Origin of the sequence: Micromonospora sp. CA-246542, assembly GCF_050942905.1 — a bacterium.
GTDB lineage: Bacteria > Actinomycetota > Actinomycetes > Mycobacteriales > Micromonosporaceae > Micromonospora.
Genome location: NZ_CP192040.1, coordinates 2,330,997 through 2,348,715 on the forward strand (window position 1 = coordinate 2,330,997; position 17,719 = coordinate 2,348,715).

The window sequence follows — 17,719 nt, forward strand, 5'->3', positions numbered from 1 at the left end:
CCTCCTGCCCCTCCCGGCCCGCTGCCCCCCGTTGATCATGAAGTTATTGCCACCGTCATCGGCGTGTCGTGGCAATAACCTCATGATCAATCCGGTGAGAGGGTGGGGAGGGGGAGGCGGGGGCCGGGTTAGGCGACGTTGATTGGGCGGAACTGGACGCTCACTCTGGGGCCTACCGGGCGGGTGGTCTTGGGGATGGCGTGTTCCCAGGTGCGCTGGCAGGAGCCGCCCATGACGATCAGGTCGCCGTGTCCCACGGGAAAGCGCAGGCTGTCGCCGCCGCCGCCGCGCGGGCGTAGCAGCAGCGGTCGAGGTGAGCCGAACGAGACGATCGCGACGATGGTGTCCGTGTGCGCGGAGCGGCCGATGGTGTCGCCGTGCCAGGCGACGCTGTCGCGGCCGGACCGGTAGAGGCACATACCGGCGGTGACGAACGGTTCGCCCAGCTCGGGTGCGTAGTGCCGGGTCAGGGCCGTGCGCGCGGCCGTGAGCACGGGATGCGGCAGTTGCCGGTCGCCGTCGTACCAGCAGAGCAGGCGGGGCACGTCGACCTCGCTGTCGTACATGGTCCGCCGCTCCGCCCGCCACGGCACCTCGTTGAGCAGGGTGTCGAGGACGGCGTCCGAGCCGCGTACCCAGCCGGGGAGGTGGTCGACCCAGGCGCCCCGGGTCAGATCGTGCCGCCGGATCGGGCCGGGCAGCGGCCCCAGAGTCGGCCCCGCGTCGGTCAGATCGAGCATCGACGGCTGGTAGGCGGCCTCCATGCAGCCACCCTAGCAGCCCATTAGTACACCCGTGCGAGTGCCGCCCCGCACGCCCGCAGCGCCCCCACCCCGCGCCGATCTTGCAGTTTCGGTTGCCGATATGGGAGCAGACGCCCCTTGTGTCGCGACAGCAAGTGCAAGATCGCCGGGAGCGGGAGCGGGAGCGGGAGCGGGAGCGGGAGCGGGTGGGCGGGTCAGGGGGTGGCGGGGGTTGGGGTTGGGGTTACGGATTCCAGCACGGCGTCCACGACGCGGGCGCGGCCCTGGCCGTCCACGGCGGCCCAGGCTCGGGCGGCCAGCGCCGCACGGCGTCGCGGCGAGCTGAGCAGCCCGTTCAGCGTTCGCGCCGCCGTCGCGCGGGCGGTCCGCCCGGGCAGCCCGGCCGCGGTCAGTTCCGGCAGTTCGCCGAGGCCGGCGGCCAGGCCGTGGCGCACCACCCGGGTGTACGACTCGCGTTGGTTGTCGACGACGCAGACCAGCGCCGCGGGCGCGCCGAGGCAGCACAGTTCCCAGGTGGAGGTGCCGGCGGCGCTGACCACGAGGTCCGCCTCGGTGATCAGGGCGGGCAGTGCGCCGGTGGGCGGGACGGGACGGACGACCTGCCCCCGCCCGGGGGTGATCGTCTCCAGCTCGGCCTCGATCTCGGGTCGCCCGACGACGACCGTGAGGTCCATCGGGTGGCCGGTGGCCAGCAGTACCCGGGTCAGCGCCGGTGCCGCGCCGACCGCGTCGGTGCCACCGAAGAAGGCGAGCACCCGTGGCCGGCCGACCGTCGTGGCGGGCCGGGGCGTCGCCGGGCGGGCGGTCACGACCGAGTCGCGCAGCAGGGCGTACCCGCTGCCGGCGAGCAGCCGTCCGGGCAGCTCCGGAAGCCGCGCCCCGAAGTTCTGGTCGAGGTAGAGGTCGGCGTCCTGCCCCCGGCTGTCCCCGTCGATGACGGCGAGGGTGAGGATGCCGGCGGCGCGCAGGGCGCCGGCGGCGGCCGGGTCCAGTTCGTACGAGTCGAGGACCACCACGTCGAGGTCGTGTCGTCGGGCCGCCTCGACCAGCTCGCCCGGTGACTCGGGACCGGGGTGCAGCTCGATGCCGCGCCCGGCCAGCTCGGCGCTCGCCCAGCCGACGCCCTCGACCGTGCCGAACACCGCGACGTGGGCGCCTCGGGCCAGGAACTCCTCGGCGAGGGCCAGGCAGCGGACGAGGTGCCCGACGCCGCGCCGCGGCCCGGCGTCGCAGCGCAACCCGACCCGTAGCGTGCTCAGGACTCCTCCAGCCGCTTCTGGCGTACGTCGGCGTTGAGCGCGCGCAGCCGGGGTTGCCCGTCGAGCCAGTCGGCGAGCTTGGCCAAGGGCACGCTGACGTCGCCGAAGTGGTCGGCGACGGCGCTCACCAGCGCCCAGTCCTGCTCGGTGTCGAGGGTCAGCCGCAGCGCCGAACGGTCCGGGGCGAGGGTCACCCCGAGCACCCGGAACAGCTCCGGATGGGTGTACGCGTACGAGGTCACGTGCACCCGGTGGTGGCCGGTGGCGAGCCGGTCCAGGGTACGCAGGGCGTCCGCGCGGATGATCTCGACGTCCAGCCCTCGGGGCAGGGTGCGCGCGATCGACGTGCTCGCGTAGTCCAACCCGGGTACGGCCCGGTACACCGAGGCCACCAACGTGATGATCTCCGGGTCGAGCAGCGGGCAGTCGGCGGTGAACCGCATGACCGCGTCGCCGGGGTGGGCGGCGAGCGCGCCCACGAATCGGCCCAGCACGTCGTCGACGGGGCCGCGATGGCACGGCACGTCGAGCCGCCGGCACTCGTCGACCACCGCGTCGTCGACCGTGTCGGTGCTCGTGGCGACCACCAGGTCGGCCAGGACGCCGCTGTCGCGGGCGGCGCGGACGACGCGGCCGAGCACCGACCGCCCGGCCAGCGGGCGCAGCACCTTGCCGGGCAGCCGGGACGAGCCCATCCGGGCCTGCACGATGCCGACGATCCGCGCTCCGGCGGCCGCTCCCGCGTCGGCCGTCGCATCCGGACGCGCTGCCGTGGCGGGCCGCGCCGCAGGGCCGGGCGGCGTCGTCGCGGGAGAGCCGTCGTCGTCGGTCACTGCTGCTCCTCCTGCTCCGTGACGAGCTGCTTCGGGGCGAGCGCCGCTCGGGCACGCCGCTTCGCGGCACGCGCACCCCGCTTGGCCAGCCGGGCGGGGGTGATGGCGAGCCGGCCGACGCGGTAGCTGATGGACCCGCTGAGCAGGCCGATCTTCGCCTCGGCCCGGCGCAGCGCCCGCTCCCGGGAGGTGAGCAGCTCGTCGGTCCACTTGGTGAGGGCTGCCAGCCGGCTGATCTCCTCGCGTTGGCGCAACCACGCCTCGCGCAACTGCTGGTAGCTGTGCGCCCCGACCGGTGGGTCGGTCGGTTCGAGCGCCGGTAGGTCGGTGGCGAGGGCCGTGCGGCGCTCGGCGTCCAGGCCGTGCAGGCTGGCCGTGATCGCCGCCTCGGCCTGGACCGCCTCGGCCACCGTCGTCCGGTCCAGGTCGTGGCCGGCGAGCCCGCCGAGGACGACGGTGAGGCCGGCGACGTCGAGGGTGGACGACCACGGGTGGGCGTACCCGCCGGTGAGCAGGGCCGCCGCGAAGCGCCACAGCCCGCGCGCCAGCACCACGTCGCCGGGGAGCCGGTCGGCCGCCCGCCAGCTCGGGTCGAGCACCGCGAAGCGTTCCCCGTCGACCACCATGTTGTCCGCGCTGGCCAGCGCGGCGGCGCCGACCAGCCGTCCGTCGGCGTCGGCCTGGTCGGCGAGCCAGCCCGCGTACCCGTGCAGCAGCGCGCGCACCGTCGCCAGGTCGCGGCGCAGCGCGGCGTCGAGCAGCAGGGTGTGCAGCAGCCGCCCGGACGGCACCGGCCCGGTCAGCGCGTCGGGGTCCCGGTACGCGGCCTCGCGGCTGGCGAACGGCGCGCTCGGCGCGCTCCTGTCGGCGGTGGCGACGTGCCCCACCGCCAGCCGGACGGGCCGTCGCGCACTTCCAGCACGCCGATCCCGGGCTGGCCGGACGAGCCGGTCTGCACCAGCGCCACCGGCAGCTCCCCGTCGGCGGCGGAGTCCGTGGGCCCACCGGGCCGGCGGGCCAGCATCAGCCAGGCCGGCGCGAGGTCGGCGGCCCGCCCGGCGTGCAGGGCGTCCACCGCCAGTCGGGCCGGATCCTGGAGCACCGTGGCGGGGGCGAAGGCGCCGGCGCAGGCACCGTGCAGCACCGCGTCGAACAGCCCGCGGTCCGCGCCGCGGTCGAGCTGGTCGGCGTCGAGCAGCGCCGTCGCCGTCGCGCCATCGGGGTACGCGGCCCAGCAGGCGCTCGGGCGGAGCCCGCTGTCGGTGATCCGCTGCCGGAGCTGGTCCCGGTTGGCGGGGTGGGCCGGGTCGAGCACGCCGCCGATGACCCAGGCGGAGTCGTCGCGGGCGGCGTACCAGGGGTGGTGGCGACCAGCCGGTGCAGCCCGAGCGGGTTGTCCAGGCGCAGCAGCAGCGCGCCACCGGGGCGTACCGCCGCGACCAGCCGGGCCAGCACGCCGTCCCAGCCGAGCCGGGTGCCCTCCACCGACTCGATCGGGTCCAGGCCGGCGGCGGCGATCACCACGTCGTACGTCTCGGCGTCGGGCAGGCCGGCGGGGCCACCCACGATGACGCGGGTGGCCCGCGGGGCCAGCACCACCGCGTCCGGGTGACTGCGCAGCAGGCAGGTCACCTCGGCGTGGGCGAGCCGGTCGAGCAGCGCCGGGTCGTGCGGGCCGGCCAGCAGGACACGCGCGCCGGACGGCACGACGCGGGCGGCCAGCGCGGCGAGCGGCCCGCCGTCGGCCAACCGCTCCTTCGGCAGGTCGGACCAGGCCAGCATCTCGCCGCCGGGCAGGCTGATCCGGCCGGCGGGTGCGGTCTCAGTCGTCACTGTCGTCCTCTTCTTCCCCAAGGTTCGCCCAACCCAGCAGCTCACGCAGCTCGGCAGGGGTGCAGCGGTGGTCGACGCCCAGCTCCGCGCGGGCGATCGAGACGGCGGTGGGCAGATCGACCGTGGTGCCGTGCAGCTCCGGCCACTGCCGACGGATGCGGGCGGTGCCGCCGAAGGTCGGGTCCTCGTTGGACAGGATCATCGGGTCGCCGTAGACCGCCGGTTCGCAGCCGGCCGCGATGCCGTAGAAGATCGCGCTGGTCAGGCGGTTGGATGCCACCCGGCGGTGCCGGCGCAGCTCGGTCAACTGCTTGTCGAGGAACTCCGGGTCGGTGTCCTTCCACCAGTGTCCCCGGTAGCCGTGGCAGATCACCCGGAACCCGGCGCGCTCGTAGAGCCGCCGGACGTGGCGCATGCCGTACTCGTGCCAGTACAGGCAGACCGTCACCGGGCCGGGCTCGGTGTCGCGGATGCGGGCGATCAGCTCCCGGTGGTCGCCCTTGACGTGCTGGCCCTCCCAGCCGTGGAACGGGTACCAGATGGTGCCCTCCCGCTCCTGCTCCGGCGGGTCCTCCGGACGCATGGCCAGCAGGTAGGTGAACGGGGCGCCGATCACGACGACATTGCGCCGCCCCACCGACCAGGCCCGGCGGCGGGTCTGCTCGGACCAGAGCAGGCTCGGCGTACGGTCGGCGTACGGGTGACCCGGCGCGAGGCCGTCGCCGATGTTCCAGCCGTGCTGCACGTACCCGTTGATCCGTGGCGGATGCCGGTCGCCGAGGCCGGCGTAACGGGCCAGCACGTGGGCGTGGCCGTAGAAGTGGTTGGCGTGGTGCATCAGCTTCCCATCAGGCGGCGGAACGCACCGCGCTGCCCCGCAGGATCGCGGTCAGCGCGTCGATGACGCGGTCCTGGTCGGCGTCGCTGAGTCCCGGGTACAACGGCAGCGACAGCTGCTGGGCGTAGAACGACTCGGCGACCGGGCACGACCCGCGTCGGTAACCCAGGTCGGCGAAGGCCGGGTGCCAGTGCACCGGGATGTAGTTGACCTGTACACCGATGCCGGCCGCGCGCATCGCGTCGTACACCTCGCGGCGACGGCCGTCGAGCACCCGGATCGGGTAGAGGTGCCAGGCCGGCTCGGCCCACGGCTGCTGGACGGGCAGTCGTACCCCGTCCAGGTCGGCGAGCGCCTCGTTGTAGCGGGCGACGAGCGCGGCCCGGCGGGACACGAACTCGCCGAGGCGGCGCAGTTGGCTGCGGCCCAGGGCACAGAGCACGTCGGGCAGGCGGTAGTTCAGCCCGAACTCGGGGACCTCGTAGAACCAGCCGCCCTCGTCGGGGCGGCGCAGGTCGTCACGCTCGCGAACCATGCCCACGCCACGGAAGCGGCGGGCCCGCTCCAGGATCTCCGGATCCAGCGCGGCGACCCCGCCGCCCTCGGCGGTGGTGAGGTTCTTCGTCGGGAAGAACGAGAACGTGGTCAGGTCGGCGAGTGATCCGACCGGCCGACCGTGGTACGTCCCGCCGATGGAGTGTGCCGCGTCGGCGAGCAGCAGGGCGTCGGTGCCCTCGACGGCCTTGCGCAACGCGTCGTAGTCGGCCGGGTGGCCGCCGTAGTCGACGGCGGAAACCACCTTGGTACGCGAGGTGACCGCCGCCGCCGCGGCGGCCGGGTCGAGGCAGAAGGTCTCCTCGTCGACGTCCGCGAAGACGATCTTCGCACCGAGGGCGACAGCGCTGCTGGCGGTCGCCACGAACGTCATGGGCGGCACCACCACCTCGTCGCCCGGTCCGACGCCGGCCGCCGCGTACGCCACGTGCAGCGCGGCGGTGCCGTTGGAGACGGCGGCGACACCTGCCGCGCCGGTCACCCGGGCCAGGTCGGCCTCGAACGCGTCGACCTGCGGCCCGGTGGTGAGCCAGTCGCCGCGCAGCACGCCGGCGACGGCGGCGACGTCGTCCTCGGAGATCGACTGCCGGCCGTACGGGAGCATCCCGGTCATGCGGTCAGGCCGAGCATCTCGCGTAGCTGCTCGACGGTGAGCCACTCGTCGTTGGTGTCCGACTGGTAGGCGAAGCCGTCCGGCACGGGCTCGCAGTCGACCGGCGGCTGGTAGCCCCAACCGGCGATGGTCGGCTGGACGATGTAGCGGTCCTTGGCGCGCAGCGTCCGCCGGCTGTCGTCCGGGGCGATCATCTCCTCGTGCAGCTTCTCGCCGGGCCGGATGCCGATCTCGTGGGTGGTGGCGTCCGGGGCGACGGCCTCGACCAGGTCGAGGATGCGCATGCTGGGGATCCGGGGCACGAACAGCTCGCCACCCTGCATCTGGTCGAACGAGTCCATGACGAACTGCACGGCCTGCTCGAGGGTGATCCAGAAGCGGGTCATCCGCTTGTCGGTGATCGGCAGGCTCTTGCCCTCGGCGGCCAGCCGGTGGAACAGCGGGACGACCGAACCGCGGCTGCCGACCACGTTGCCGTAGCGCACGACGGCGAACCGGGTCGGGTGGTGCGCGGCGTAGTGGTTGGCCGAGACGAACAGCTTGTCGCCGACCAGCTTGGTGGCGCCGTACAGGTTGATCGGGCTGGACGCCTTGTCGGTCGAGAGCGCGATGACCTTCTTGACGCCCGCCTCGATCGCCGCGTCGACCACGTGCTGCGAGCCGGTGATGTTGGTGGCGATGAACTCCGACGGGTTGTACTCCGCGGTGTCCACCTGCTTCAGGGCGGCGGCGTGCACCACGTGGTCGACGCCGTGCATCGCCCGCGTGAGGCGGTGCCGGTCCCGGATGTCGCCGATGAACCAGCGCAGGCGCGGGTCGTCGCCGAGCTGCTGGCGCAACTCGTACTGCTTGAGCTCGTCGCGGGAGAAGACCACCACCCGGGCGGGGTCGGCCTCGGTGAGGATGTGCCGGAGGAAGGTCCTGCCGAAGGAACCCGTTCCCCCGGTGATCAGAATGGACGATCCATTCAACTCACTCAATTTGGTGCTCCCGTGATCGTGGATGAACCGGCGGCCCTCGGCCGGCCGACCGGGGTGAGACGCTAACGGCGGCGGGTTAACGCACCGGCGCTCGCGGGTTAACCGCTTCCCCTGCCGTCGTGAATGGCGGGCACCGCGCAGGCGAACGTTTCGGACCGTCCGCGAAGCGGGCTGACCAGCGGAGATCGGGTCGCTACAGTGGCCGCGCGAGCGACCCGGCAGCCTTTGCGCGCGTCGTGGTCGCCGCGTTCACCCGACATCCGCACCGCCTCGGTGCGAGCGGATCATCCCCGAGCGTCACCAGCCTGTCCGGCGTGCCCAGCGCCGGTCCGGCCGGCGGTTCAGGAGGCGTTGATGGCAACCGGCAGCGACGTGATCGAACGGCCGGCGGTCCCGGCCGAGACAGCGCCCGCGACACCCGCACGCCGCTGGCTGGTGCCGCTGCTGCTGTTCGTCGGTTGGGTGCTGAGCGTCGCCTGGCGCATGTGGCTGTCGCGGCACATCGCGCTGCCCATCGCCCACACCGACGAGGACAGCTATCTGAACACCGCCCGCGCCCTCGCCGGCGGTCCGGGCGGCTTCAGCAGCGAGAACGACCTGCTTCGCCGGGTCGGATACCCCATGCTCATCTCGCCCGCGTTCCTCGGCCACCACGACTTCGCCGACAGTTACCGCCTCGTCCAGCTGATCAACGCGATGGTCAACTCGACGCTGCTGCCGCTGGCGTACCTCCTGGGCCGGCGGGTGCTCCGGCTGCCCCGCGCGTCGGCGCTGCTCGCGGCGGTGGTGGCGGCCACGCTGCCGGCCACCGCCTTCTACGCCGGTGTCGCGATGATCGACACGGTGATGGCGCCGCTGGTGGTCGCCTGGCTGCTCGCCGTACACCGCTGGATCGAACGTCCCGGGCCGCTCGCGGCGGCCACCGTGGGCCTGCTGGTGGGGGCGTTCCACCTGCTGCACTCGCGCGGTCTGGTGATCGTGGCCGTGCACGCCGGCCTGGTCCTGCTGCTGTTCGTGCGCCGCCGGATCACCCCCGTCGCGGTGCTCGCGGCGCTGCTGCCGGTGCTGGCCCTGGCGCTGGTCAACGAGGCCGGCATCCGCTTCCTCGGCGACAAGGTCTACCTGCTGGGCAGCACCCCCGGCGGCGGCACCGTCGCCGCCGTCGCCTCCGCGCAGGGGGTGGTCCGCGTCGGGGCGGCCGTCACCACCCAGCTCTGGTACCTCGTGGTGATCACGTTCGGGCTGGCCGGGATCGCCTGGGCCGCCGCCGTCAAGGAGCTGTGGCGTCCGCGCCACGGTGACGCCACCCGCTGGACGATGGGTGTGGCGCTGGTCGTGAGTGTCGGGGTCGCCAGCGGCGCGTCGGTGATCCTGGCCGGCATCACCGGCAAGCCGTTGGACGCGATCTACGGCCGCTACGTGCAGATGCTCGCCCCGTTCTGGCTGCTGGTCGGGCTCGGGGTCCTGCTCACCGAGGAGCGCCGGGTGGCGCTGCGCCGGGCGGCGGTCGCGGTGGGCCTGCTGGTCGTCGGCGGCGCGGTGGTCGCCGGTCGCCTCGCGTACGTGGCCAGCCGAGGTCACTCGCTGCGCTACGGCGGCTTCGGCGCGCCGGACCTGATGGCGTTGACCAACGGTTGGCGCGAGATGCGCCCGATCCTCGGGTCGCTGATCGGCATCGGCGCGTGCGTGCTGCTGGTGGCCGCGGTCCGCGTGCCCCGCCTGCGGCTGCCGGTGCTCGGCGTCCTGGTCGTGGCCAACCTGCTCACCATGCAGGTGATCGACCAACGGCTGGTGCGGCCCATGGCGGCGAGCACCGCGCCGACCCCCCGGGTCGCCGACGTCGGCGTACGCCCTGGCGAGCGCGTCTGGGCCTCCACCGGCGTGCACTACATCCTGCGGTTCAACCTGAGCCACCAGGTGACCTGGACCGACGTGCGGTGGTTCCGCGAGCAGCCACCCGCCGCCGCGCAGGTGGTGTTCGCCCGCTGGGCGCCCGGCCAGCCGGACGACTGGGACGGCGCGAGGTACGGCTTCGTCCGGCTCGGCGGCAACGAACGACAGCACTGGGCGGCCTGGCGACGCATCTGATCCGATATTCGTTCCGCCCGGTGGACACCGCAATTGCGTGAACGGCGGATGTCCACCGGGTTAATGCTTATCGGCCAGCGTGCAAAATAGCGGCGGCAATCACCGTTGGCGGCGATCCTCGCGCGCCAGGGAAATCGGGATGACGGTGATTTCCCGCCCGTCGGACAGTTCCTGTCGTGGCGTGCCCTCGACGAATCGAAAACGTCGGTTCATCTGCCGCACGACGGTGTTGTGCGCCAGCACCTCGCCGTCGAGCCGCGTCAGGTGCAACCCGTCGAAGGCGTACTCCACGGCCTCCCGCATCACCCCCAGCCAGGCCGGCAGCGTCTCGCCCCGCCCGGCCAGCCCGTCGGCGTCCAGGTAGAAGCCCCACGCCCCGGTTCGTGGGGCGTCCAGCCGCAGGTCGAAGAAGGTGACGACACCGCAGGGCCGGTCGTCGTGGACGTACGTCAGGACGCGCCGCGTCGGGTCGTCGCGCACCGCCGACCACCATCGGGCGTGCTCCTCGGCGGTGATCTCGTGGCTGGTCTTGCTGACCTGACGGTTGGTTTCCTGATTACGCCAGGACAACATCAGATGAACGTCGTCCGCCGTCGCTTCGCGTAGCACGTGCTCCCGCTTTCCTGTCTGAACACAACCGGTCGGAGCACCTTACCCGGGCCCACCGGGAAAGCAGTTATCCATTCGTTGGGTTGTAGACTCCGGCGCATGAACGAATTGAGTCGCGCGCAGATCCGCGACCTCATGGCGCAGGTGCTCAAGAACCAGGACAAGGAGCTGCCCGCCGACGACGCGGCGCAGCTGCGGGACATCGGTTTCCGCTCGCTGGACTTCTCCGAGCTGGCCCTGCGCGTCGAGGACGAGACGGGGGAGGAGCTCAACTTCGACGCTCCCGGCCTGCGCCGCATCGCCACCATCGGCGACGTCCTCGACTTCCTCGTCGAGCTACAGCAGCAGTGACCGTCGCGACCCACCCCCCGGCCACCGTGGGCCCGGAACCGGCCGGCGTCGACAACCGGCTCGTCGTGGGCGGCACCGCGCTGACGTGGCGGACGTTGCCGACGCCGGAGCTGCCCGACCCCGCCGCGGTGCTGGCGCACTCCGCCCGGCACGCGCTCGTCGCCGCGCGGCAGCACGCCGTGCACGGCACCGAGTTGCTGCTCAGCACCGCGAGTCGGGTGGACGCGGCGATGCGCGCGGAGCTGGACGACGCCGGCTTCACCGTGACCGTCCTCGACGACGACGGCGCGCACCCCAGTGCGCCGGCCCGACCGCGCCCCGCCGAACCCGGCCGGCTGTGGCTGCTGACCTCCGGCTCGACGGGCCGCCCCAAGCGGGTCGGGCACACCCTCGACACCTTGACCACCGTGCGGGCCGACCAGCCCGACCGGACCTGGCTGTGCCCCTACGCCCCCGGCACGTACGCCTGGTGGCAGGTCGTGACCCTGTCGCTGACCCAGCCCGGCCAGCACCTGGTGGTCATCGAGCCGGACGAACTGGACGACTGGCCGGCGGTCGCCGCCGCGCACGGGGTCGACGCCGCGTCCGGCACGCCCACCTTCTGGCGGCGCACCCTCTACCGGGACGCCGCCGCGCTGGCCCGGGTGCCGCTGCGTCAGATCACCCTCGGCGGCGAGCCGGTGGACCAGGCGATCCTGGACCAGCTGCGCGAGGTCTTCCCGGCCGCGCGGATCTCCTGGATCTACGCGTCCTCGGAGGTCGGCGCGTCCATCGTGGTGCACGACGGGCGGGCCGGGTTCCCCGCCGAGTGGCTGGACCGGGAAACCGAGGGCCGACCCACCCTGTCGGTGCGTGCCGACGAACTGGTCGTCACCTCCCCGTACCACGGGGTCGGACTGTCCGGCCCGGTCCGCACCGGGGACCGGGTGCAGGTGGTCGACGGGCGAGTGCTGATCACGGGTCGGTTGGACACCGACGAGATCAACGTGGGTGGGAGCAAGGTCTCCGCCGGTCTGGTCCGTGGCGTGCTGACCCAGCATCCCGGTGTGGCCTGGGCCCGCGTCACCGGCCGCCGCGCCCCGGTGCTCGGCCGGATGGTCGTCGCCGACGTGGTCCTCGCACCCGCCGAGCAGGCGGACACCCCGCTGCCCGACGAGGCCGCGCTGGTCCGCTGGTGCGCCGACCGGCTGCCCGAGCACGCCGTGCCCCGCCGGATCCGTGTGCTGACCGAGATTCCCGTCAAGGAGACCCTGAAGAGCGATGTCTGACCCCGCCGACACCAAGCTCGTTCCCCCCAGCTCCGTGGTCCTCGTCTCCGGCGGTTCCCGGGGGCTGGGCCTGGCCATCGTCACCGACCTGCTCGACGCCGGCGTACGGGTGGCCGCGTTCGCCCGTACCGTCACCCCCGAGCTGGAGAAGCTCGCCGCCGAGCATCCCGACCGGGTGCACGTCGGTTCGGTCGACGTCACCGACCTACGCGCCGCGCAGGGCTTCGTTCGCGAGGTGGAGCAGCGCCTCGGCCCGATCGACGGCATCGTCAACAACGCCGCCGTCGGGCAGGACTCCCTGCACGTGCACACCGCGACCGACGACATCGCCCGGATCATCGAGACCAACCTGACCGCGCCGCTGCAACTGACCCGGCTGGTGATCCGTCGGATGCTCGGCAAGGGGCTGCGCGGCCGCGTCGTCAACATCACCTCGATCTGCGCGCAGCGCGGCTTCCCGGGCCTGGTCGCGTACTCGGCCACCAAGGGCGGCATGGACGCCGCCACCCGCTCGCTCGCCCGGGAACTCGGCGGCCGGATGCTGGTCAACGCGGTCGCGCCCGGCTTCTTCGCCTCGGAGATGTCCGCCGTGCTCGGCCCGACCCAGCTCGACCAGATCGTGCGCCGTACCCCGACCGGCCACCTGACCGAGCCGGAGGAGGTCGTACCGGTGGTGCGGATGCTGCTGCGCGAGCACACCAACATCAACGGCCAGGTCATCGTGGTGGACGGTGCCGCCTCCATCTGACCTGCGGCCGGTGCCGGGACTGCTCGCCGCCGCCGAACGGCACCTACGGATCGGTACGCCCGCCGACCTGGCCTCGGCGACGACCCGCAGTCACCTCGACGACGGGCGCTGCGTCGGCTGGTACGGCCCGCCCGTGCCGGGCTGGCGAGTGGCCGTCGACGCGGAGCGCGTGAACGCCCCGGTGCCCCCGGCGCTGGCCCGCCGCTTCGGCGCCGGTGACTTCTGGGCCCGGTGGACCCGGGCCGAGTGCTGCTGCAAGTTGGTCGACGTGCCGATCGCGACCTGGTGGCGTCGGCACGGGTTGGGCACTCCGGTGAACGGCGCCATCCTCTGGCGCACCCTGCGGGTCGCCGATCTGGTGGTCACCGTCGGCGTCGCCCCCGGGCAGGGCGCCGGGCTGATCGGCCGCGACTGACGGCGGGGTGCCGGTGTTGTCGGCGGTGCCTGTCGAGCTGCCCCATCGGTGGGGCGGGATGTCACCCACGGCCCGCCCCATTTCCGGGGCAGCTCGACAGGAGGCGCACAGGGCCCTGCCGGTCGCAGAGCCGGGCACCCCGCGGCGCCTCTACCGGCGCGGCGGGGCACCCGGCCGTAAAGCGGTCAGATCAGGTCCCAGCTCAGCGGGGTGCCGCGCGGGACGTCGGAGGTGAAGGTGCGGCCCAACACCCTGTCGATCTCGATCGGCGCCAGGCCGCCGGCCGGGCGGATCGACCGGACGTTCTGTGCCGTCACCGGGTCACCGGCCCGGACGTCCTCGACCACGAACAGCGAACGGCGGAACCGCAGCCCTTCCCGCTCGGCCGGCGTCGGGCCGATCGCGGTGCCGCCCAGCGCCGCGTAGGCGCGGCCCGACTCCTCGACGAGCGCCGTCAACTCCGCCGGGTTCAGCGAGAAGTCCGAGTCCACGCCGCCGTCGGCCCGGTCCAGGGTCACGTGCTTCTCGATGAAGCAGGCCCCCAGCGCCACCGAGGCGACCGCCACGCCGATACCGGGCGTGTGGTCGGAGAGCCCGACCGGCACGTCGAACGCGCCGGCCAGCACCGGCAGGCGGCGCAGGTTGCTGTCGGCGGGGGGCGCCGGGTAGGACGCGGTGCAGGCCAGCAGGACGATGCCCGCCGCGCCCCCGTCGCGCGCGGTCCGTACGGCGGCGTCGATCTCGGCGACCGTCGCCATCCCGGTCGAGATCACCATCGGCTTGCCGGTGCTGGCCACCAACCGGATCAGCGGCAGGTCCACCAGCTCCGAGGACGCGATCTTGTACGCCGGGGCGTCCAACGACTCCAACAGCTCCACGGCGGTCGCGTCGAACGGTGACGAGAAGACCGTCAGCCCGCGCTCGCGGGCCCGCGCGAAGATCGGGGCGTGCCACTCGTACGGGGTGTGCGCCCGCTCGTAGAGGCGGTACAGGTTCTCCCCGCCCCACAGCTCGTGCCCGCCGGAGATGCGGAAGGCCGGGGTGTCGACGTCGATCGTGATCGTGTCCGGCCGGTACGTCTGCAGCTTGAGCGCGTGCGCGCCGCTCTCGGCGACCGCGTCCACGATGGCCAGCGCCCGGTCCAGGTCGCCGTTGTGGTTACCGGACATCTCGGCGACCACGAAGGGCCGCTCCCCGGCACCGACCGCGTGCGGTCCGATCTTGATTGTCGCCGTCATTCCGACCTCTGTTCCCTTACGCCCGCACCGACGTGCGGTGGTGCTGTCGTCGTCCCCCGACGGGCGGACGACCTGAAAAACTCCGGCGCCGGCTCCCGGCGTGCCCGGATGAGTCACGGCAGGCGGCCACCGGCCAGCGCGTCCGACCGCCCCGGCCGGCCGGCGGCGTGCCCGCCGTCCGACCTGCTCGCCGATAGCGCCGCTCGGGAGGGGTCGTCGGCCGACGACGAGTCGGTGCCAGCGGTCGGGCCGGGCCGTCGCCACCGGCCCGTGACCCGGTGCGCCTGCCGCAGCGCCGAGTACGCCAACCAGTCACCACGCCCCACCAGGCGGTGCTTGAGCCCGGTGACCCCCGGCGGCATCGGGTAGCCCCCGGGGGGCAGGTATCGGCGGTAGTGCTCGGCGACCCGGTGGAAGAAGGCGCGCCGCAGGTGTGGGTGCAGCCGTCCGTCGTTGCCGACCACCACCAGGTAGTGGCTGATCATCAGCTCGAACAGCTCGGCCCGCAGGCCCTCGTCCGGGTGCCGGCGGGCGACCCAGTCCATCAGCCGCTCGTACTGGCCGAACGCGTCGAAGTGCCGGCCACTGCGGGTGGAGGTGATCGCGCCCTGGCGGCCCTGCCGGTACAGGTAGCAGACCCGGTCCAGCACCGAGATCTTCTCCGCGCCGATCAGCAGCGGGTGGCTGAACGGGATGTCCTCGTACCAGCCGGGGAAGAAGCGCAGCTCCAACTCGTCGAGGAAGTCCCGGCGTACCACCTTGTTCCACGCCGTGTGCTGCACCCGCAGCAGGTGCGGCTGGTCGGCGAGGCGGGCCACGCCCGGCACCCCGCGCAGCAGGTGGCTGCTCGCGTCGACCTCCCGCCGGCCGTCCTCGTGCACCCGCAGGTGGTCCAGCATGAGGACGTCGGGCTGGTGTTCACGCAGCCGGTCCAGCACGGCCGCGATCGTGCCCGGCGGCAGCCAGTCGTCGCTGTCGACGAACCACACGTACCGGCCGGTGGCCACGTCGAGGCCCGCGTTGCGGGCCAGGCCGAGGCCCACGTTCTCTTCCAGGTGTACGACGCGGACGTTGTCGCGTCCCTTGGCGTAGGAACGCAGCATCGCGCCGCAGCCGTCCGGGGAGGCGTCGTCCACGGCGATCAGCTCGACCGCCTCCGACTCGCCCACCGGGATGTCCGCCCGGATCGACTCGAGGCACTGGTACAGGTAAGCCTCGACGCCGTAGACGGGCACGACGATGCTCAGCAGCGGCGTGTGCGTCGGCTCATTGACCACGTCGCCACCTTCGACGACGCGGATGGCCGGCCCCGGAACCACACGTGGCCGCGGATGGTGGAATCCCTGAACACCCGCGAAGCGGAAGGTTAACAACGGCCGCCCGGTTCACCCGGGAGTGACCCGGTAGGGTGCCTCGGCATGACGAGCACCACCGACGCGCCGACCGCGCCGGCCGCCCCCGCCCGGCTGCCGTCGCTGACCGGGCTGCGGTGGATCGCCGCGCTGCTGGTCTTCGGGTTCCACGCCGGGACGATGCGGATCATCGCCGAGCCGGACTACAAGGCCGTCGTCGATGCCCTCTTCACCCTCGGCCTGTCCGGCGTGCAGTTCTTCTTCATCCTCAGCGGTTTCGTGCTGGTCTGGTCGGCCCGCCCGGGCGACTCGCGGCTGACCTTCTGGCGTCGACGGGTCGCGAAGATCTACCCGAACCACGTGGTGCTGTGGGCCGCCGCGCTGCTGGTCGCCGGGTGGTTCGCCGATCGCGTCCTGCCGGCCGTCGCCGTGGAGAACCTGCTGCTGTTGCAGGCGTGGGACCCTCGGCTCGGCTGGTTCTACAGCGTCAACACGGTGAGCTGGTCGCTGTCCTGCGAGTTCTTCTTCTATCTCTGTCTGCCGCTGGCGCTGCCCCTGTTGCGCCGGGCGCGACCCGCGGTGCTCTGGACGCTCGTCGTCGCGCTGCCGCTGTTGATCCTCGCGCTCTGGCCGGCGCAGCAGCTGGTGCCGGAGGCGAGCCGCTGGTGGTTCACCCAGATCTTCCCGCCGGTGCGGTCCCTGGAGTTCTGGCTGGGCGCGGTGGCGGCCGAGCTGATGCTCCGGGGCCGGTGGCGCGGGCCGGGACTGACCGCCGCCACCGCGATCTTCGTGGGCACCTGGGTGGCCGCCGCGCAGTGGATCCGCGCCGAGTTGTGGACCACGCTGCTCGCCGTCGCGTACCTGTTGGTGATCACCGCCGCCGCCGACGCCGACGTGCGCGACCGGCGCTCGCCGTGGCGCTCGCGCCCGCTGGTCTGGCTCGGTGAGGTCTCGTTCGCCTTCTACCTGGTGCACGTCCTGGTGATGACGAGCGTGCTCCGGCTCAGCGGCGACTGGGGGACCGGCTTTCGGGGTTGGCGAGGCCCGGCGGTGGTGCTCGGATTCCTGCTCGTGAACTTGGTCCTCGCCGGGTTGCTGCACCGCTTCGTGGAGACACCGATGATGCGCCGGCTCGCGCCACGCCGCCCGGGCCGCCCGCCGCTCGTTCCCCATCAGCGCACCACCTCGTCGGCCGGGAGCGGTGACGCCGGTGTGCCACCCGTGCCCGCCCGTCCAGACGCGCAAGATCGCGCTCGATCCTGGTTGTAGTGGTCTCGTCAGCCGAGTGAGGCCACTACATCAATGATCGAGCACGAACTTGACCGGCGCGGTGGCACCCACCAGCGCCGGCTGACGCCACCTGGTCCACGCTGGTCGGACGGGGTCGGCGCGGCGCTGGCCGACACGCCCGTCGCCGATGCGTCGGGGCGGTCCCGACGGTAGCGTGAGGACGTGCTCCCGGTCGCGCTCACCTGTCCCCTGTGGTGGGTGGCGCGCTGGGCGGCGCGGGTGCTGACCAGCCTCGCCGTGCTGTCGCTCGCCCTGGGCGCGGCCCCGGCGCTGCTGCCGGCATCGACCGCTGCGGCCCCGCCGCCCGCCATCGGGTCGCTCGCCCCCGCCGAGCCGCTCGGACCGCCGAACGCGGCCCTCTCCACGGTCCTCACCGACCGCGCCGTCACCGACCGCGCCGTCACCGACCGCGCCGTCACCGACCGCGCCGTCACCGACAGGGTCGGCGGGGTACGAGCCGCAGAGGTTGGCGCTGACGCCTCCGCGGGGTCGGTCGACCCGCAGCCCGCCCGGCACGGTGGTTCGGACGCGCTGCCTCGCCCACTGGCGGGCGTGACCTCGGCGCGCACGGGATCGGAGCGGCCCCTGCGAGCCGCAGGCTCGGCCACCCGGGCCCCCCGCGCCCCACCGGCCTAGCGGGTCGGTCACCGGCGGCGCCGCCGGGCCGAGCGCCGTCACCACACCT

At 73.2% G+C, this 17,719-nt stretch carries 16 protein-coding genes and 1 pseudogene; 7 read left to right on the plus strand and 10 right to left on the minus strand.

What is annotated here, in order from left to right; all coding sequences use genetic code 11:
* Window positions 1–128 precede the first annotated feature (128 nt).
* From ACQP0N_RS10925 to pseB, 7 genes and pseudogenes are all read right to left on the minus strand, one after another.
* Entirely contained in the window at window positions 129–764 is a 636-nt protein-coding gene (locus ACQP0N_RS10925; RefSeq protein ID WP_433119671.1) for an alpha-ketoglutarate-dependent dioxygenase AlkB, read from the minus strand.
* Window positions 765–958: 194 nt separating this feature from the next.
* On the minus strand, window positions 959–2,023 hold the full coding sequence (locus ACQP0N_RS10930) for a PseG/SpsG family protein (RefSeq protein ID WP_433121553.1): 1,065 nt from the start codon (window positions 2,021–2,023) through the stop codon (window positions 959–961).
* The gene (locus tag ACQP0N_RS10935; RefSeq protein WP_433121555.1) at window positions 2,020–2,718 is read right to left on the minus strand and encodes a cytidylyltransferase domain-containing protein; all 699 of its coding nucleotides are present in this window, start codon (window positions 2,716–2,718) and stop codon (window positions 2,020–2,022) included. Before ACQP0N_RS10935 ends, ACQP0N_RS10930 begins: the two co-directional genes overlap by 4 nt.
* Window positions 2,719–2,852: 134 nt before the next feature.
* A pseudogene (locus ACQP0N_RS10940) lies at window positions 2,853–4,689 on the minus strand (class I SAM-dependent methyltransferase).
* Complete coding sequence (locus tag ACQP0N_RS10945; protein ID WP_433119673.1) at window positions 4,679–5,527, minus strand: hypothetical protein; 849 nt, start codon at window positions 5,525–5,527, stop codon at window positions 4,679–4,681. The pseudogene ACQP0N_RS10940 and the gene ACQP0N_RS10945 overlap by 11 nt, the downstream one beginning before the upstream one ends.
* A gap of 10 nt (window positions 5,528–5,537) precedes the next feature.
* The gene (locus ACQP0N_RS10950; RefSeq protein ID WP_433119675.1) at window positions 5,538–6,695 is read right to left on the minus strand and encodes a DegT/DnrJ/EryC1/StrS family aminotransferase; all 1,158 of its coding nucleotides are present in this window, start codon (window positions 6,693–6,695) and stop codon (window positions 5,538–5,540) included.
* Window positions 6,692–7,675 (minus strand): UDP-N-acetylglucosamine 4,6-dehydratase (inverting), encoded by a 984-nt coding sequence (gene pseB / locus ACQP0N_RS10955; protein WP_355050345.1) that lies wholly within the window; start codon window positions 7,673–7,675, stop codon window positions 6,692–6,694. The genes ACQP0N_RS10950 and pseB overlap by 4 nt, the downstream gene beginning before the upstream one ends.
* A 354-nt stretch (window positions 7,676–8,029) precedes the next feature.
* Here pseB and ACQP0N_RS10960 point away from each other — a divergent pair, with 354 nt between their 5' ends.
* Complete coding sequence (locus ACQP0N_RS10960; protein ID WP_433119677.1) at window positions 8,030–9,763, plus strand: hypothetical protein; 1,734 nt, start codon at window positions 8,030–8,032, stop codon at window positions 9,761–9,763.
* Window positions 9,764–9,862: 99 nt separating this feature from the next.
* Here ACQP0N_RS10960 and ACQP0N_RS10965 read toward each other — a convergent pair whose 3' ends face one another.
* Window positions 9,863–10,336: a GNAT family N-acetyltransferase gene (locus ACQP0N_RS10965; protein ID WP_433119679.1), complete on the minus strand. Its 474-nt coding sequence runs from the start codon at window positions 10,334–10,336 to the stop codon at window positions 9,863–9,865.
* A gap of 135 nt (window positions 10,337–10,471) precedes the next feature.
* Here ACQP0N_RS10965 and ACQP0N_RS10970 point away from each other — a divergent pair, with 135 nt between their 5' ends.
* The 4 genes from ACQP0N_RS10970 to ACQP0N_RS10985 are packed head-to-tail and all read left to right on the plus strand — an operon-like array spanning window position 10,472 to window position 13,154.
* Window positions 10,472–10,723, plus strand: a complete 252-nt coding sequence (locus tag ACQP0N_RS10970; protein WP_355050342.1) for an acyl carrier protein — start codon at window positions 10,472–10,474, stop codon at window positions 10,721–10,723.
* A complete protein-coding gene (locus ACQP0N_RS10975) occupies window positions 10,720–11,991 on the plus strand; it encodes an AMP-binding protein (protein ID WP_433119681.1) in 1,272 nt (423 codons plus the stop codon). Before ACQP0N_RS10970 ends, ACQP0N_RS10975 begins: the two co-directional genes overlap by 4 nt.
* Window positions 11,984–12,739, plus strand: coding sequence for an SDR family NAD(P)-dependent oxidoreductase (locus tag ACQP0N_RS10980; RefSeq protein WP_357120112.1), 756 nt, complete (start codon window positions 11,984–11,986; stop codon window positions 12,737–12,739). Before ACQP0N_RS10975 ends, ACQP0N_RS10980 begins: the two co-directional genes overlap by 8 nt.
* Window positions 12,723–13,154, plus strand: a complete 432-nt coding sequence (locus ACQP0N_RS10985) for a hypothetical protein (protein ID WP_433119683.1) — start codon at window positions 12,723–12,725, stop codon at window positions 13,152–13,154. The genes ACQP0N_RS10980 and ACQP0N_RS10985 overlap by 17 nt, the downstream gene beginning before the upstream one ends.
* 185 nt (window positions 13,155–13,339) lie before the next feature.
* Here ACQP0N_RS10985 and pseI read toward each other — a convergent pair whose 3' ends face one another.
* Window positions 13,340–14,392 (minus strand): pseudaminic acid synthase, encoded by a 1,053-nt coding sequence (gene pseI / locus ACQP0N_RS10990; RefSeq protein ID WP_355050338.1) that lies wholly within the window; start codon window positions 14,390–14,392, stop codon window positions 13,340–13,342.
* A gap of 113 nt (window positions 14,393–14,505) precedes the next feature.
* Window positions 14,506–15,669, minus strand: coding sequence for a glycosyltransferase family 2 protein (locus ACQP0N_RS10995; protein ID WP_433119685.1), 1,164 nt, complete (start codon window positions 15,667–15,669; stop codon window positions 14,506–14,508).
* Between the two features lie 141 nt (window positions 15,670–15,810).
* Between ACQP0N_RS10995 and ACQP0N_RS11000 the strand changes: the two genes are divergently transcribed.
* Both ACQP0N_RS11000 and ACQP0N_RS11005 read left to right on the plus strand, forming a co-directional pair.
* On the plus strand, window positions 15,811–17,013 hold the full coding sequence (locus ACQP0N_RS11000) for an acyltransferase family protein (RefSeq protein WP_433119687.1): 1,203 nt from the start codon (window positions 15,811–15,813) through the stop codon (window positions 17,011–17,013).
* Between the two features lie 183 nt (window positions 17,014–17,196).
* Window positions 17,197–17,670 carry a hypothetical protein gene (locus ACQP0N_RS11005; protein ID WP_433119689.1) on the plus strand — a complete coding sequence of 158 codons (474 nt, stop codon included), beginning with the start codon at window positions 17,197–17,199 and terminating at the stop codon, window positions 17,668–17,670.
* The last annotated feature ends 49 nt before the right edge of the window (window positions 17,671–17,719 follow it).

Coding starts and splice junctions, on each gene's coding strand:
- ACQP0N_RS10925 (WP_433119671.1), bottom strand. CDS start 764: ATGGAGGCCGCCTACCAGCCGTCGATGCTCGATCTGACCGACGCGGGG.
- ACQP0N_RS10935 (WP_433121555.1), bottom strand. CDS start 2,718: ATGGGCTCGTCCCGGCTGCCCGGCAAGGTGCTGCGCCCGCTGGCCGGG.
- ACQP0N_RS10945 (WP_433119673.1), bottom strand. CDS start 5,527: ATGCACCACGCCAACCACTTCTACGGCCACGCCCACGTGCTGGCCCGT.
- ACQP0N_RS10950 (WP_433119675.1), bottom strand. CDS start 6,695: ATGACCGGGATGCTCCCGTACGGCCGGCAGTCGATCTCCGAGGACGAC.
- ACQP0N_RS10960 (WP_433119677.1), top strand. CDS start 8,030: ATGGCAACCGGCAGCGACGTGATCGAACGGCCGGCGGTCCCGGCCGAG.
- ACQP0N_RS10965 (WP_433119679.1), bottom strand. CDS start 10,336: ATGTTGTCCTGGCGTAATCAGGAAACCAACCGTCAGGTCAGCAAGACC.
- ACQP0N_RS10970 (WP_355050342.1), top strand. CDS start 10,472: ATGAACGAATTGAGTCGCGCGCAGATCCGCGACCTCATGGCGCAGGTG.
- ACQP0N_RS10980 (WP_357120112.1), top strand. CDS start 11,984: ATGTCTGACCCCGCCGACACCAAGCTCGTTCCCCCCAGCTCCGTGGTC.
- pseI (WP_355050338.1), bottom strand. CDS start 14,392: ATGACGGCGACAATCAAGATCGGACCGCACGCGGTCGGTGCCGGGGAG.
- ACQP0N_RS11000 (WP_433119687.1), top strand. CDS start 15,811: ATGACGAGCACCACCGACGCGCCGACCGCGCCGGCCGCCCCCGCCCGG.